The sequence below is a fragment of the Streptomyces cynarae genome, from assembly GCF_025642135.1.
GTDB classification, from domain to species: Bacteria; Actinomycetota; Actinomycetes; order Streptomycetales; family Streptomycetaceae; genus Streptomyces; species Streptomyces cynarae.
In genome coordinates, this window is the sequence record NZ_CP106793.1 from 8,852,213 (window position 1) to 8,867,476 (window position 15,264).

The following is a 15,264-nucleotide window of genomic DNA, read 5'->3' on the forward strand; positions in this document are numbered from 1 at the left end:
AGCTGCATCCCAGTACCAGTGCCTCGAACGGCAGAACATCCCCGTCGTGACGGTCGATCCGTTGCTTGATCCGCCGCCGTGCGTGCCGACGCGTTCGCCGCAGGGCTCCTGCTCGCACCGAACTCCTCCTCTGAATCCTCCGCCCAAGGAAGAAGGTGCTCTCTGTGAATCCGACTCCAGCCGCCGCAGGTGCTCGCGTCCGACAACTTGGCGCGTTCGCCGCAGCGCTCCTGCTCGTCACCGGACTCCTCATCGCGGTAGCCCGGCCTGCCGCCGCCCAGGAGCTCGGCACGTGTGCCGTGACGTTCCGGTCCACTGTCAGCGCGCAGGGGTTCGTCCACCCCGGCGTCGGCCTGACCGAACCGATCCTGGAGAACGCCCGTCGGCAGATCGCCGCGGGCGCGGAACCCTGGACCTCGTCCTTGCAAGCGATGCGGCGGTCGTCGGCGGCCGGGACCGGGGTGACGTCGTCCAACCGGAGCAGCGCCGACCCGACCAAGCCCGCCTCCGACGCGTTCAACAGTCAGGGCTTCAACGGCCGCTTCATCGCCGACGGCCTGAAGTCCTACACGCAGGCGATCCTCTACGTGCTCACCGGTGAGGAGGTCTACCGCAAGAACGCCCTCGACATCATCCGCATCTGGGAGCAGATGGACCCCGCCAAGTACGAGTACTTCACCGACTCGCACATCCACACCGGCATACCCCTCAACCGCATGGTCTCCGCCGCCGAGCTGCTGCGCTACACCTCGTGCGCTGACGAGGGGTACCCCTGGACCGACGCGGACACGCGGGCGTTCACCGACAACCTTGTCGTCCCGGTCATCAAGACCTTCCAGAACGACAACAACTACTTCATGAACCAGCACAGCTACCCGCTCATGGGCGCGATGGCCGGAGCCATCTTCATGGACGACACCGCCCTCTACAAGCGGTCGGTCGAGTGGTTCACCGTCAACGCCACCGCGAAGGACCAGGGCTTCAACGGCTCGATCGCGCGGCTGTTCCGATGGGTCGACACCAACGACGCCACCGGCAAGCCGATCAAGAACCCGCACGTCCAGCACGCCGAGATGGGACGCGACCAGGCCCACGGCGGCGGCGACCTCACCAACGCGGCGATCATCTCCCGCATGCTCCTGGCACAGGGGACCAAGGTCGACCCCGTCGCCGGCACCGTCTCCGACGCCCCGAACGCAGTCGGCCCCTACGAGTTCCTCGACAACCGGATCCTCGCCGCCGCCGACTACTTCTGGCGATACATGCTCGGTTACGACACCCCGTGGACTCCGATGGCCTACGCCATTTCGCCTGACGGCACCATCCGCGACACCTACAACCACATCTCGTACGGCTACCGCGGGCGCTACAACACCGCGAGCTTCTGGGACATCTACTACTACTACGCGTTCACCCGCGGCGAGGACGTCAAGAAACTCGCGCCGTACTTCGCCGAGGCGTACGCCAAGCGCAACGGCCCCCTCTTCTACTACGGCGGCGGCCTCAACAACGCATGGGACAACGTGGACGGAGGCGGCGACTCGTGGCTCTTCGCGCCGGCCTCGGCGGCCGGGCAAACCGTCCCGCCGCTGCCTGCCAGTCCGACCATCCTCGAGGTCGAGAACAAGTACACCCGCCTCTCCGGCGACGTCGAGCAGAGAACCGACGGCGACACCGGCTACGTGCGGATGTCGACCGCGGGCCACGGCTCCGAGATCGCCTACCTCAGCGGCTCGAGTAAAAAGCAGCTCCTCGCCTTCCGGATCCGCACCGACGGCGAGGTCCGGCTGCGCCTCGACCGCCACGACGACCGAACGATCCTTGTGCCGAACACCGGCGGCGAATGGCGGTACGTCATGTACCCCCACTCCATCGGCGACATCCTGTTCATCCAGGCCACCGGCAACGGAACCATCGACATCGATCACATCAACACCAACGCCGCCGCCGAACTGACACCCCCGACCTTCGACGACACCTCCACCGCACGCATCGTCGACTGGAAGGGCGCGACCGCCACCGCCGACCTCTCCGCGCACTACACCGGCACCGACAGCCTCGCCTACACGGCCCAGGGACTGCCCACCGGGGCGACCCTCGACGCCTCCACCGGCCAACTGACCTGGACGCCCGCCGCAGCCGGCTCCACCGTCATCACCGTGACAGTCTCCGACGGCACCACGGTGGCGAGCCACCACGTCGTACTCGCCGCCGCCCACAACCGCTTCGAGGCGCTCACGCTCGCCCAGCAAGGCCACGACGCCGACGCCGAGTACGTCTCCGACACCCGGACCGCCTACGACCAGGCACTCACCACTGCCGAGGCCTTGCGCACGAAGGGAACCGACGACGAGTACCTCGCGGCGCTGGCCCACCTCGTGACGGCGGTCGACGGTCTCACCCTCGTCTCCCCGCACACGGCCGTGGACGGCAGTCTCGACTACCCCTCACTCGTGGTCGCCTCCACGGCCGGGGCCAACATCGGCAACCTCGTCGACGGCGACAACCAGTCGGGGACCGTGTACAGCCAGGCGGTCAACCTCTCCCACACCTTCGACTTCGGGCCCGACTTCCGGGTCTCGGCGACCCGCTTCGGATTCCAGAGCAACATCTTCGCCGACCGGCTCGCGAACTCCACCGTCTACGGCTCGAACGACGGCAAGAACTGGACCCGGCTGACCCCGGGCGTGACCCAGTTCACTCAGGACTTCAACACGCTCGCCGTCGACCCGGCTCAGCGCGAGGCGCAATTCCGCTACCTCAAGGTCCAGATGCTCAAACCCCTGCCCGACGTGCTCTACGGCATCGTCCGCAACGTGTTCGAGATGACCGAGTTCCACATCTACGGCGAACGGCACGAGATCGGCAACCTGGTCAAGGCGACCTCGATCGCCTCACCTCAGGCCATTGCGGGCAAGATCATGACGGGTGACACCGTCGACGTCTCGGTTACCGCGAAGAAGCCGATCCAACAGGTCACCGTCACCGTCCAAGGTGTGACGGCGAAGGCGAACTCGGCGGACGGCGTCAACTGGACCGCATCGGTCGAACTCGACAACGTGCCACCGGGCGACATCCAGGTCGCGGTCGACTACCTCGACGCCAACGGCAAGGCCGGGCCGACCGCCTACGGCACCACAGACGGATCGAAGCTGTACATCGCGGGCGACCCCACGCACTTCGTCGACGTGGCCAAGCTGGCCACCGTCACCGCCTCCGACAAACAGTGGCCGGGCAGCGGACTGGGCGCCGACGAGGTCGGCTACCTGCTCTTCGACCGCGACCCCGACACGTACGGCGACCTGAACAGCGGAGCGGGAGCGTACTACGTCATCGACTTCGGCGCGCACGCGACCGTACGGCCCGAGGAGGTTCTGATCCTGCCTCGGACCAGCCACCCGCAGCGGGCCAACGGCACCGTCGTGCAGGGGTCGAACGACGCCCAGACCTGGACCGACCTCACCAAGCCACTCACCGGGGCCGCCGCGAACGCCTGGAGCGACCAGCCCACCTCGGGCGGAGACCACTACCGGTACCTGCGGATCTACAACGCCACGAGCTGGTACGGCAACCTCTCCGAGGTCGAACTCTACGGCGACATCAAGCACGACGCGTGATCCGAAGGCGCGCACGTGCGCACACCCTCACCCCGACCCCTGCAATCCCGCTACGGAGGGCGTTCCATGACCCCGCACACCCCGACGAGCAGGCGGCTTGCCTCGTTCAGCCCGGGCGAGGGCCGTATGACCCCGAGGGCGAGCGCCCGCAGCGACGCCCGGACGATCGATCTGGACGGTCGCTGGCGATTCCGGCTCAGTCCGTCAGTGGGCGAGATGACCGAAGGCTTCCAGGAGGCAGAGTTCGACGACTCGGTGTGGGACCACGTGCGTGTTCCCGGCATGTGGCAGATGGAAGGCCTGCGTGACGAGAACGGAGACCTCCTGGACGCGGGCCGGGGTCGCTTCGGCCTGCCCGCCTACACCAACGTGGTCTATCCCTTCCCGGTGGATCCGCCGCACCCGCCGGAGGACAACCCCACCGGCGAGTACCGCCGGGAGTTCGCCGTCGACTCCGTCGCTCCCGGGCCGCGCTGGGTGCTGCGGTTGGAGGGGGTGGACTCGCACTTCACGGTCTGGCTGAACGGCACGGAGCTCGGCTGGGCGACCGGCAGCCGGCTGCCCGCCGAGTTCGACGCGACCGAGGCGCTTCGGCCGGGCCGAAACGTTCTTGCCGTCCGGGTCCACCAGTGGTCCGCCGGCAGCTACCTCGAAGACCAGGACATGTGGTGGCTCTCCGGCATCTTCCGCTCCGTCCAGCTGATCGAGCGGCCCGCGGGAGCGATCGGCGACCACTTCGTGCACGCGGACTTCGACCACCGCACCGGCGAGGGCCTGCTCCTGGTCGAGTGCGACGTCCCCGCCGTGGTGGACATCCCCGAACTCGACGTCATGGGCCTGCCCACCGGCGAGCCGCAGAGGATCGCCCACGTCGAGCCCTGGACGGCCGAGACGCCCCGGCTGTACGCGGGCACGCTCCGGTCCGAGGGGGAGACGCTCACCCTCGCCGTCGGATTCCGCACCGTCAGGATCGTCGACGGGACCATCACCGTCAACGGCTCGCCCATCCGCTTCCGGGGCGTCAACCGGCACGAATGGCACCCGGAGACCGGCCGCACCCTCGATCCGGAGACCATGCGTGCCGACGTTCTGCTGATGAAGCGGCACAACATCAACGCGGTCCGCACGAGCCACTACCCGCCCGACGCCCGGTTCCTCGACCTGTGCGACGAGTACGGCCTGTGGGTGATCGACGAATGCGACCTGGAGACGCACGGCTTCGGCCCGCTCGGCTGGAAGAACAACCCCTCCGCCGACGACCGCTGGCGCGACGCCTTCCTGGACCGGGTCCAGCGGATGGTCGAACGCGACAAGAACCATCCCAGCGTCGTCATGTGGTCGATGGGCAACGAAGCCGGCGAAGGGGACAACATCCGGGAGATGGCCGAGTGGACCCGCCGCCGCGACCCGGACCGACTCATCCACTACGAGGGCGACTACGACAGCCCCTACGTGGACGTGTACAGCAGGATGTACGCGAGCCCCGACGAGGTCGCCCTCATCGGGATGCACGCCGAGCCCCGCACCACCGACGCCGCGGCCGACTCGCACCGCCGGCGGCTGCCGTTCATCCTCTGCGAGTACGCGCACGCGATGGGCAACGGTCCTGGCGGCCTGTCCGAGTACGAGGAGCTGTTCGACCGGTATCCCCGGCTGCACGGCGGCTTCGTGTGGGAGTGGATCGACCATGGCATCCTCCGGAAGACTACCCAGGGCCCGAACGCCGGCCGGCCCTTCTACGCTTACGGGGGCGACTTCGGCGAGGTGGTCCACGACGGCAACTTCATCGCGGACGGCCTGGTCTTCCCCGACCGCAGCCCCTCACCCGGCCTCGTCGAGTACAAGGCCGTCATCGCCCCCGTCCGCATGCGACTGGAGCACGCGTCGAACCGGCTGACACTGCTGATCCGCAACGACTTCGACTTCCTCGACACCTCCCTCCTCGCCTTCGACTGGCGCATGGAAGCCGACGGCGTCCCGCTGGCGGACGGCGTCCTGGACCTGCCACCGCTCCCGGCCCGCACGAGCCATGAGGTGGTCCTCGACGAACCCGCCACCACAGCCCCGCAGGCCGGCCGCGAACAGGTTTTGACCGTGCGCGCCGTACTGGCCAAGGACCACAACGGGGTCCCGGCCGGACACGAGATCGCCTTCACGCAGCTGATCCTTACGACGCCCGAGGAACCGCGCCGCGAGCCGGTCCCCACCCGCCCGCAGCGCACGACGGGAGGCTGGACACTGGGTGAGGCGACCTTCGACGCCCTCGGTGCACTCGTCCAGCTTGGCGACCTGGCACTGGTCAGCCCCCGACTCGACCTGTGGCGAGCCCCCACGGACAACGACCGCGGCGGCAACGGACAGGCGCGGGCGTGGAGAGAACTGGGCCTGCACCGGCTCGTGCACCGCACCGTCGACTGCGCACTCCACGGTGAGCGGCTGGTCGTCGACACCGTCAGCCGGGCCGCCGGTCAGGACGGAGGCATACAGGGACGCTGGACGTGGACCGCCTACGACTCCGGCGCACTCGAGCTGAAGCTGGACCTCACCCCGGTCGGCCGGCTCGACACCGGCCTCGGGGATCCGCGCCACGGAGCCGGACCGGGGCAGCCGGCCACCCTGCCGAAACTCGGGATCCGGCTCGGTCTGCCAGGCGGCGCGGCGAGCCTCGACTGGTACGGGTACGGGCCCGGCGAGTCATACCGCGACAGCAGGCGGGCCGTCCGCCTCGGCAGGTTCCACGCCACCGTGGAGGAACTGCAGACCCCCTATGTGCGGCCCCAGGAGAACGGCAACCGCAGCGGCGTACGCGAAGCGGAGATCCGCTGGGCCGACGGCCAGGTGCTGCACCTCTCCGCCCCCACCGGCGTCGACCTGTCCCTGCGGCCGTGGACGGCCGAGGCCATGGACGCTGCACGGCACACCAGCGACCTCGTCCCGGACGGCACCCTCTGGCTCACCCTCGACCTGGCCCACCACGGGCTCGGAAGCGCCTCCTGCGGCCCGGACGCCCTGCCCCAGCACCGCCTCCACCCCCACTCGGCGACCCTCACCGTGCGTCTGGGCACCGGTGATGCGGAAGGGGGACTTGGGTCAGCCGTAAGGCACTGATCAACCGGGCTGGCCCCCGCTCGTTCGGGATCCGCCCTGCGGGAGGCAGGCTTCCGCGCCGGCCGCGGCGCGTACCACCGCACGGCTTCATCGCCGGCATCTCCACCTCAGGCATCAGGTAACCCGCGTTCCCCCACCGGGGGCCCTCGTACGCTGATTGCCCGCACGTGGTCAAGCACGCCTCTACTCCTACCCGTTCGCCTCCCAGGACGTCCCTGCGCGGGGTGAACTCCACCTGGGAAGATCAGCGTCGGCAGGACCACGTCCCTGACGGGCCCGTACGCCGACAGCACGGGAAACAGCGATGTGCAATGCCTGGCCGACGCTCAAGCACTCTGTGGAAAGGACCTCCATGAGCCCCCGTACCGCCGATGCCGTTCCCATCCGCCCGGCCCGCTTCACCCTCGACCCCTCCTTCACCGTCGGCGAGGTCGACCCCCGCCTCTTCGGTTCCTTCGTCGAACACCTCGGCCGCTGCGTCTACACCGGAATCTTCGAGCCGGACCATCCCTCGGCCGACGAGGCGGGCATCCGCACGGACGTACTGGAGCTGATCCGCGAGCTCGGCGTCACCACCATCCGTTACCCCGGCGGCAACTTCGTCTCCGGCTACAAGTGGGAGGACTCGGTCGGCCCGGTCGAGGACCGCCCACGCCGCCTCGACCTCGCCTGGCGGTCGACCGAGACCAACCGCTTCGGCCTGTCCGAGTACATCGCCTTCCTGAAGAAGATCGGCCCCCAGGCCGAGCCCATGATGGCGATCAACCTCGGCACGCGCGGCGTCGCCGAGGCCTTGGAACTTCAGGAGTACGCCAACCATCCGGAGGGCACGGCCCTGTCGGACCTGCGCAGGGCGCACGGCGACAAGGACCCCTTCGGCATCCGGCTGTGGTGCCTCGGCAACGAGATGGACGGCCCCTGGCAGACGGGTCACAAGACCGCCGCGGAATACGGTCGCATCGCCGCCGAGACGGCCCGCGCCATGCGCCAGATCGACCCGTCCGTGGAACTGGTCGCCTGCGGCTCCTCCGGCCAGTGGATGTCCACCTTCGCCGAGTGGGAGGCGACGGTGCTGCAGGAGACGTACGACCTCGTGGACTACATCTCCCTGCACGCCTACTACGAGCCCCGGGACGGCGATCTCGAGTCCTTCCTCGCCTCCGCCGTCGACATGGAGTCCTTCATCGAGAACGTCGTCGCCACCTGCGACCACGTGGGTGCGAGGCTGAAGTCGAAGAAGCAGATCAATCTGTCCTTCGACGAGTGGAACGTCTGGTACGCCGCGGAGTGGCACGGGATAGAGAACTCCGACTCGCGGGACTGGGCGCAGGCACCCCGTCTGCTGGAGAACAACTACAGCGTCCTGGACGCCGTCGTCTTCGGTTCCCTGCTGATCGCGCTGCTCCGCCACGCGGACCGGGTGACCGTCGCCTGCCTCGCTCAGCTCGTCAACGTGATCGCCCCGATCATGACCGAGCCGGGCGGCCCGGCCTGGCGGCAGACGACGTTCTTCCCCTTCGCGCAGGCATCGAAGTACGGCCGCGGGCAGGTCCTCGACGTGCGGGTGGACTCGCCGACGTACGAGACGGAGAAGTACGGCGAGGCAGACCTGCTGCACGCCACCGCCGTGCGTGCCGAGGACGGCTCGGTCACCGTCTTCGCCGTGAACCGCAGCCGCACCCAATCCCTTCCCCTGCAAGTCACCCTGAACGGCCTCGGGTTGACGTCGGTCGTCGAGCACAACGCCCTCGCGGACGCCGACCCCGACGCCCGCAACACCCTCACCCATCCGCAACGCGTGACCCCGCACCAGGTCTCCGGGACCACCCTGAGCGACGGCACCCTCAGCGCTGTCCTCGAACCGCTGTCCTGGAACGTGATCCGGCTCGCCGAGGGACTGTCTCTGGTGTGATCGCCCCGAATGGCCCGCGAGGGTGCAGACTTCAGCCAGCGTCGGGCCCGCACCGCTGGACCATCGAACGCACCACGGCCTGGCTCGCCGGATGCTGACGCCTGCGCCGGCGCAAGAACGCGGGTCGGCCATTTCCTGGCCTTCGCCGGCATCGCCTGCACCCCTCATCTGCTGTCGCAGACTCACTTCTAGGATGCGTCGGCGTAGGCGAGATGGTCGCCGCAGATGGTGCAGCGGAAAAGCATGGCGGTCGCCCCCTCGCCCAGGTGCGTCAGGAAGTTCTCAAGCTGGTGCTCGTCGCGCCGGCCGTCGATGTGCATGTCGACGCGCAGCTGGTCGAGGGCTGCCGGATGCGCCGCCAACTCGCTGTAGCCGACTTCGCCCACGAACGCGGCCGCGTCCTGGCAGTGGACGAGCCAGTGCGGATCCTGCCAGGCGTGGAAGCCAGGGGTGCGGCGGGTGACCTCGTGCAAGACATCCTCGCTGACGCCGTCAAGCCCGTAGGAGTCGGTGAACTCACCGGCGAAGCGTTCAGCCGCGCTTCCATCCGCGATGCACCACGGGCAGAAACGTCCGTCGACCTCGTGTGCGGTGTAGAAGGTGGCCGTGTAGATCCAGCCGGTGTCGCGCCCGCAGCAAGCGCACGTCTCGGCGGCGGCGCGGATGGACCCGCTTGCGAGTTGGCATACCGGCCGGCCGTCGGCGAGTTGGCGTGGTTGCAGGCGCGCCACCTCCACCGGCTCGCCGAACGGCAGGGGGACATCCGCGGGACGGTCGACGACACCGGGATCCGGCTCACCACCGCGCACAGCTCGGTCGGCCACGACTGGCACCTCTATTCGCGCTTTGTAGAGACTCCTGTTCGTGCTTCTCAGCGCCGACAAGTCCGCCGTCGGCTTCGCCGTCCTGCGCGCCGGGAGCCCATGCCAGGCGGCGTCGGCGGCGGCTCCAAGCTCCACCGGCCCGTCCGCGCCGGGAGCAGAGAGAGGGAGCCGTACATGCTCCAGCGTGACAGACACGACGTCGTCGTGGCCGGTGCCGGGATCGTCGGCCTTGCCGCTACCTCCGCTCTGGTCGCTGCCGGGCGCGACACCGTGTGCCTGGAGGCCCGGGACCGCTGCGGCGGACGTGTGACTCGGCATCGCGGCCGAGGCCCCGGGCCGGTGCGAAGCCGAACAGCGCGGTGGGCCGCCAAGGGGCCCGACATGCGCCGGTGTCACCACCTTCAACGCCCTGCGGCACTCCGGCGCCGGGCCCTGTTCGGCCCCCCTCTACCAGAAGGCCGCCCTGGACGGCAGGCTGCACTGGGCCTCGACCGAAACGGCCGACCAGTACGCCGGACACATCGAAGGCGCTCTCGCCGCCGCCGAGCGAGCGGTGACGGCATCCCCAGATCGGCGGCCAAAGGGTCCGAACTCCTCGGCGAACGTCCGCTTCTGCTCGCCCCGGCCGATTGGACGCCCTGATGGACTCGGCGAACCCGGAGAAGTTCCGCGGCACGCTGCGCACGGTCAAACGGCTCACCGAGTTCCGTGAGACCGTCGCGGAGCGCGTGCACGCCCGTATCGGCGACATCGCCGCCGGCCGGGTCGGAGCCCCCACCCAACTCGCCATCGTCACCGCCCGCTTGCTGACCGCTCTCATCAACCACGAGTACCAGCACGACCAGTGGATCAGCGAGGTCCGCGCCGGGGACCTCGGCCACGCGCTACCGCCCGACCCCGACAGCGAGCACCTGCGCCGGATCGACGGCTATCTCGTCGTGGACGTCCTGTAGCCGCTGGCCACCGCGACTGCAGCGATTCCCCTGAGGCTTGTTGCGAACCGCCTGGGTCACCATGAGTGGACGTGTGCGGTGCCCCCTGGTCCGGTCGGAGGCTTCCCGGGACACCGCTGTCTGCGCATGTCCGGAACAGTGCTGTCACCACGGTCATCCACGGTGTGGATGAGCCGGATACGAGATTCGGATCGCTCGAGGGATGGCAGCGGGGCGCGGGGCAGCCCATAGTCGTCCCGATCCGCACGCGGCTGTCCACATCAGCGGCCGACGTGAGGCCATCCTCAGCATGCCGTGCGCTGCAGCGCCCATACAGGCATGTGTGCTTCCGTACGCCGTCCCATGGAGTCGCCATGCCTGGTTCCGTCCCGCCGTCTGCCACCGCGGTCGACGACGCCGCGTCGTCGCCCGTCGCTGTCTCCGGCCCGGCCCATCTACTGCGCGTGACCCTGCTGATGGCGGGCAGCTGTCTGCCGATCCTCGGGGCGGTGCTGATCGCACCGGTGCTGCCGAAGATGCAGGACCACTTCGAGTCGTCCCCGGGGGCCAAGGCGCTGGTTCCCCTCGCGCTGACCGTCCCGGCGCTGGCGCTGTCGCTGCTGGCCCCGTTCGCCGGGGTGATCGTCGACCGGCTGGGCCGCAAGCGCCTGCTGATCGTGACGACTCTCCTGTACGCCGTGTTCGGGACGGCACCGCTCTATCTGAACTCCCTCGGCGCCATCATCGCCAGCCGCGCCCTGGTCGGTGTCGCCGAGGCCGCCATCATGACGTGCTGCACCACGCTGATCGGCGACTACTACAGCGGTCCGCGGCGGGTGAAGTACCTCGCCCTGCAGACCATGTGCGCCTCGGCGTCGGCCACCGTCTTCTTCGTGATCGGTGGGGCCGCCGGATCGGCGGGCTGGCGGGTGCCCTACTGGATGTACGCCGTGAGCCTGGTCCTCGCCCCGCTGATGGCGACCGCTCTGCCCAACCCGGCGGTCCGCGCGACCGCCGACGAGGTCCCGGTAGGGGCGGAGAGCCGCCGCCCGTTCCTGTGGCGGCGGATGGCGGGCATCTGCGCCCTCACCTTCTTCGGGGCCATAGTCTTCTACACCGTACCGGTGGAGATGTCGTACCTGCTCGACGGTCTCGGGGTGCAGGACTCCGGTGTCATCGGCCTGGCCACCGCGGTCTCGAGCGCCGCCACCGTGGGCGGAGCCGTCACCTTCGCCCGGCTGAGGCGCTCCCCGGCTCCGATGTTGCCCGCAGTCCTCGCGCTCTGTGCGGCCGGCTTCGGGGTGATGTTCCTGGCGGGCAACGCCCCGCTGCTGGTCGTCGGAGCTGTGATCAACTGCGTGGGCACCGGCATACTGCTGCCCGCCCTCCTCACCAGCGCCATGTCACGTCTGGCGTTCGAGGACCGCGGCCGCGGCACGGGACTGTGGATGGCGGCCTTCTTCGGCGGTGAGTTCCTCTGCCCGCTCGTACTGCTCGCCGTGGAGTCGGCGGTCGGAAGTCTGGCCGGAGCGGTGGCCGTGCTGGGGCTGGCCGCCGCCCTCCTTGCGGCGGGTCTCTTCGCGGTCCGCCGCCACGTCGGTGCCGTCGACTCCCGGCCGCTGCCGGAGCGGACGGCCTGACGGACGTACGCTCCATCGGGACTGCCACGATGTGCCGAAGCGCGGCTGCCGCGCCATCGTGGCCAGTCGTGTCAGCGCGGACGACTCGCATGCGACTCGTCCCCGCGCCCCTTGAGGGCGTCGCCGTCGCCGTTGGCCGCCAACGTCGCCCCCACCTCAGCCGCCTTCTGCCGCAGCCAGATGTGGGCCGCGTCCTGAGCGTGCACCGGGTGCCACCACATCGCCTCCTGCACCGGTACGGCCTCGAACGGGCAGGGCAGGACGCGTACCGCGGCGGCGCGGACCGCTTTGCGGGCGAGGCGTTCCTGGATCATCGCGATCCGGTTGGTGCCCTCGATCATGTGGGGCAGCAGTTGGAAGGTCTGTACGGAGACCTCGACCCGGGGGCTGACGCCGATCATGCTGAGTTGGCGCGCGGCCGGGGCGTCGTAGGGGCGTTGGTAGACGGCCCAGGGCAGCCGGGCCAGATGATCGAGGGTGAGCTCGTCGCGGATCTCGGGGTGATCGTCGGCGATCAGGCACAGCCAGCGGTCGCTGAAGAGGTCGACCGCGGGCAGACCGTCGATGACGCCGTGCGGCATCAGCAGTCCGTCGACGGTGCTCAGCACGGTCGCGGTGTTCTCCACGACGGAGGGCGCCGGGTGCTGGAAGGCGAGCCGGATCCCGGGTGCCTCGCGGTGCAGTGCGCGGGCAAGGGCGGCCCCGAACACGGCTGCGCCGTAGTCCGATGCGAGCAGTGTGAACTCGCGGGTCTCGGCCGTCGGATCGAAGTCGGCCTGGCTGGCGAAGACCCGCTCCAGCAGGTCGCAGGCGGTGGCGCTGCGGTCGCGCAGGGCGGCGCCGAGGGGGGTCAGCTCGTAGGAGTTTCCGGTCCGGGCGAGCAATTCGTCGTCGAAATGGCGCCGCAGCCGGGACAGCGCCGCGCTCATCGCGGGCTGGCTGAGTCCGATGCGCTCGCCGGCCCGGGTGACGTTGCGCTCCTCCAGAAGTGCGCGGAGGGCGACGACCAGGTTGAGGTCGAGTCGGGACAGGTTCACCGGGCACCACCTGGAAAGAGATAGGTCATAGGTATTCCTGGTGTGGATGCGCATCATCCACGAGATTCATTTCCCCGATCTGAGGATCCAGGTCAGAGTAGACCGCGACTCAGCGGGAGGAAATCTCATGGCAACGCTCGCGCAACCCGTCGGCCTGTTCGCTCTCGGCACGCTCTCCGCGCCTGACGGGAAACGGTTCCCCGGCCTGGTGGTCCGGGACCGGGTGCTGGACCTGAGCCAGGCTCTGGCCTGGGAGCCTGCCGATGTGCGTTCCGTGCTGGAACGGTGGGAGGAGACCCTTCCCGTTCTGCACACCCTCGCGGGCGAAGCCGCCCTGGAGTGGCAGCGGCTCGACAGTCTGAGGGTGCATGCCCCAGTGGAGCCCCGGCAGATCTTCCAGTCCGGCGCCAACTACCGACAGCACGTCATCGACCTCGAGGTGGCCCACCGCTCCCCGGACGACCCGCGCACGGTCGAGGAGGCGCGAGCGGAGATCGCCGCGGTGATGGACCGGCGGGCGGCGGAGGACCTGCCGTACGTCTTCATCGGCCTGCCGAGCGCGATCACCGGACCGTACGACGACGTCGTCCTGCCCGCCTGGGCCGAACAACCGGACTGGGAGCTGGAGTTGGCGGCCGTCATCGCCAGGCCTGCCCACCGTGTCTCCGTCGACGACGCGCTGGAGTACGTCGCCGGGTACACGATCGCCAACGACCTCACCGACCGGGCCACCGTCTTCCGCCGGGACATGAAGGCCATCGGCACTGACTGGCTGCGCAGCAAGAACGCCCCTGGCTTCACGCCGCTCGGCCCATGGATCGTCCCCGCCGAATCGATCACGGACCCGGGTGACCTTCGGGTGACGCTGAAGCTCAACGGCAAGACCATGCAAGACGAGTCGACCAAGGACATGCTCTTCGGCATCGCCCGCCTGGTGTCGTACATCTCGCAGACCGCCCGGCTCCTGCCGGGGGACCTGGTGCTCACGGGCTCCCCGGCCGGCAACGGCATCCACTGGGGGCGGCTGCTGCGTGACGGCGATGTCATGGAGGGCTCGATCACGGGGCTGGGCGTCCAGCGCACCCGCTGTGTCGCCGAGGAGGCAGACGCGTGATCGACCGTACGGATCCCGAGGGCGCGATAGCCGAGGCCGCCAAGAAGTACTCCAACTGGGGCCGCTGGGGTGAGGACGACGTCCTCGGCACCCTCAACTTCCTCGACGAGGCCAAGCGGCGCGAGGGCGCGGCACTCGTGCGCCGGGGCGTGAGCTTCTCGCTCTCGCAGCGGTTCGACATGAACGGGCCGCAGAAGGGCTGGCGCCGCCGCACCAACCCCGTGCACACCATGCTCGACACCGGCACCGACGCGGCCCTGGGCAACCAGGGCTTCCCCCACGGCATCGGCGGCGCCGATGACGTGATCGCGATGCCGTTGCAGTGCTCCACGCAGTGGGACGGGCTCGGGCACATCTTCGACCACGGCAAGGCGTGGAACGGGCGGGCGGCGGAGAAGGTCGTCACCTCCGATGGCGACCTCGTCACCGGCATCGAGCACATGGCGCCGCACGTCGCCGGGCGCGGGGTGCTCCTGGATGTAGGCCAAGTCCTCGGCACGGACGGCGAGCTGCCGGACGCGTTCGCGATCACCGAGGACCACCTGACGGCAGCGGCCAAAGCCCACAGGGTGAGCGTCGGACGCGGGGACATCGTCCTCGTCCGCACCGGACACCTCGCCCGCTCCAGGCGCGAGGGCTGGGGCGACTATGCCGGCGGGCCCGCGCCCGGCCTGTCGTTCACCACGGCCGGCTGGCTGCACGGCACCGAGATAGCCGCCATCGCCACCGACACCTGGGGCTTCGAGGTACGGCCCAACGAGTTCGACCACGCCTTCCAGCCATTGCACCAAGTCGCCATCCCCAACATGGGCCTGCTGATCGGCGAGATGTGGGACCTCGACACCCTCGCCGCGGACTGCGCGGCCGACGGCGTGTACGAGTTCTGGCTCACCGCCGCGCCCCTGCCCATCACCGGCGCCGTCGGCTCACCCGTCAACCCCGTCGCCGTCAAATAGCCCGCAGAACCAGCCGAATGCGTCCTCCCCGGCAGCGACGCATCCGGCCCCCACCCGCTCCACCCGCCGACGGGTGATGCACCAGAGCACCTGGCCCGCCCTCCCGGCGGGCGAGCCGCACCCC

General features: G+C 69.4%; 10 protein-coding genes. 8 read left to right on the forward strand and 2 right to left on the reverse strand.

What is annotated here, in order from left to right; all coding sequences use genetic code 11:
* Positions 1-164 precede the first annotated feature (164 nt).
* From N8I84_RS40150 to arfA, 3 genes are all read left to right on the forward strand, one after another.
* Positions 165-3,617: a putative Ig domain-containing protein gene (locus N8I84_RS40150; protein WP_263234439.1), complete on the forward strand. Its 3,453-nt coding sequence runs from the start codon at positions 165-167 to the stop codon at positions 3,615-3,617.
* Between the two features lie 66 nt (positions 3,618-3,683).
* Positions 3,684-6,725, forward strand: coding sequence for a glycoside hydrolase family 2 TIM barrel-domain containing protein (locus tag N8I84_RS40155; RefSeq protein ID WP_263234440.1), 3,042 nt, complete (start codon positions 3,684-3,686; stop codon positions 6,723-6,725).
* Positions 6,726-7,077: 352 nt separating this feature from the next.
* Positions 7,078-8,637: an arabinosylfuranosidase ArfA gene (gene arfA / locus N8I84_RS40160; RefSeq protein ID WP_313884329.1), complete on the forward strand. Its 1,560-nt coding sequence runs from the start codon at positions 7,078-7,080 to the stop codon at positions 8,635-8,637.
* Between the two features lie 188 nt (positions 8,638-8,825).
* On the opposite strand, the gene N8I84_RS40165 is transcribed toward arfA, so the two are convergent.
* Positions 8,826-9,461 (reverse strand): CbrC family protein, encoded by a 636-nt coding sequence (locus N8I84_RS40165; RefSeq protein WP_263234441.1) that lies wholly within the window; start codon positions 9,459-9,461, stop codon positions 8,826-8,828.
* Between the two features lie 174 nt (positions 9,462-9,635).
* On the opposite strand from N8I84_RS40165, the gene N8I84_RS40170 reads away from it, so the two are divergent.
* The 3 genes from N8I84_RS40170 (at position 9,636) to N8I84_RS40180 (ending at position 12,033) form a co-directional block, all read left to right on the forward strand.
* Positions 9,636-10,103 carry an NAD(P)-binding protein gene (locus N8I84_RS40170; RefSeq protein ID WP_263234442.1) on the forward strand — a complete coding sequence of 156 codons (468 nt, stop codon included), beginning with the start codon at positions 9,636-9,638 and terminating at the stop codon, positions 10,101-10,103.
* A complete protein-coding gene (locus N8I84_RS40175; protein WP_263234443.1) occupies positions 10,103-10,414 on the forward strand; it encodes a hypothetical protein in 312 nt (103 codons plus the stop codon). The genes N8I84_RS40170 and N8I84_RS40175 overlap by 1 nt, the downstream gene beginning before the upstream one ends.
* Before the next feature lie 353 nt (positions 10,415-10,767).
* Positions 10,768-12,033, forward strand: coding sequence for an MFS transporter (locus tag N8I84_RS40180; RefSeq protein ID WP_263234444.1), 1,266 nt, complete (start codon positions 10,768-10,770; stop codon positions 12,031-12,033).
* Positions 12,034-12,104: 71 nt separating this feature from the next.
* On the opposite strand, the gene N8I84_RS40185 is transcribed toward N8I84_RS40180, so the two are convergent.
* Positions 12,105-13,070 carry a LysR family transcriptional regulator gene (locus tag N8I84_RS40185; protein ID WP_263234445.1) on the reverse strand — a complete coding sequence of 322 codons (966 nt, stop codon included), beginning with the start codon at positions 13,068-13,070 and terminating at the stop codon, positions 12,105-12,107.
* 127 nt (positions 13,071-13,197) lie between these two features.
* Here N8I84_RS40185 and N8I84_RS40190 point away from each other — a divergent pair, with 127 nt between their 5' ends.
* Complete coding sequence (locus tag N8I84_RS40190) at positions 13,198-14,184, forward strand: fumarylacetoacetate hydrolase family protein (protein WP_263234446.1); 987 nt, start codon at positions 13,198-13,200, stop codon at positions 14,182-14,184.
* On the forward strand, positions 14,184-15,140 hold the full coding sequence (locus tag N8I84_RS40195; RefSeq protein ID WP_263235040.1) for a cyclase family protein: 957 nt from the start codon (positions 14,184-14,186) through the stop codon (positions 15,138-15,140). Before N8I84_RS40190 ends, N8I84_RS40195 begins: the two co-directional genes overlap by 1 nt.
* Positions 15,141-15,264 lie beyond the last annotated feature (124 nt).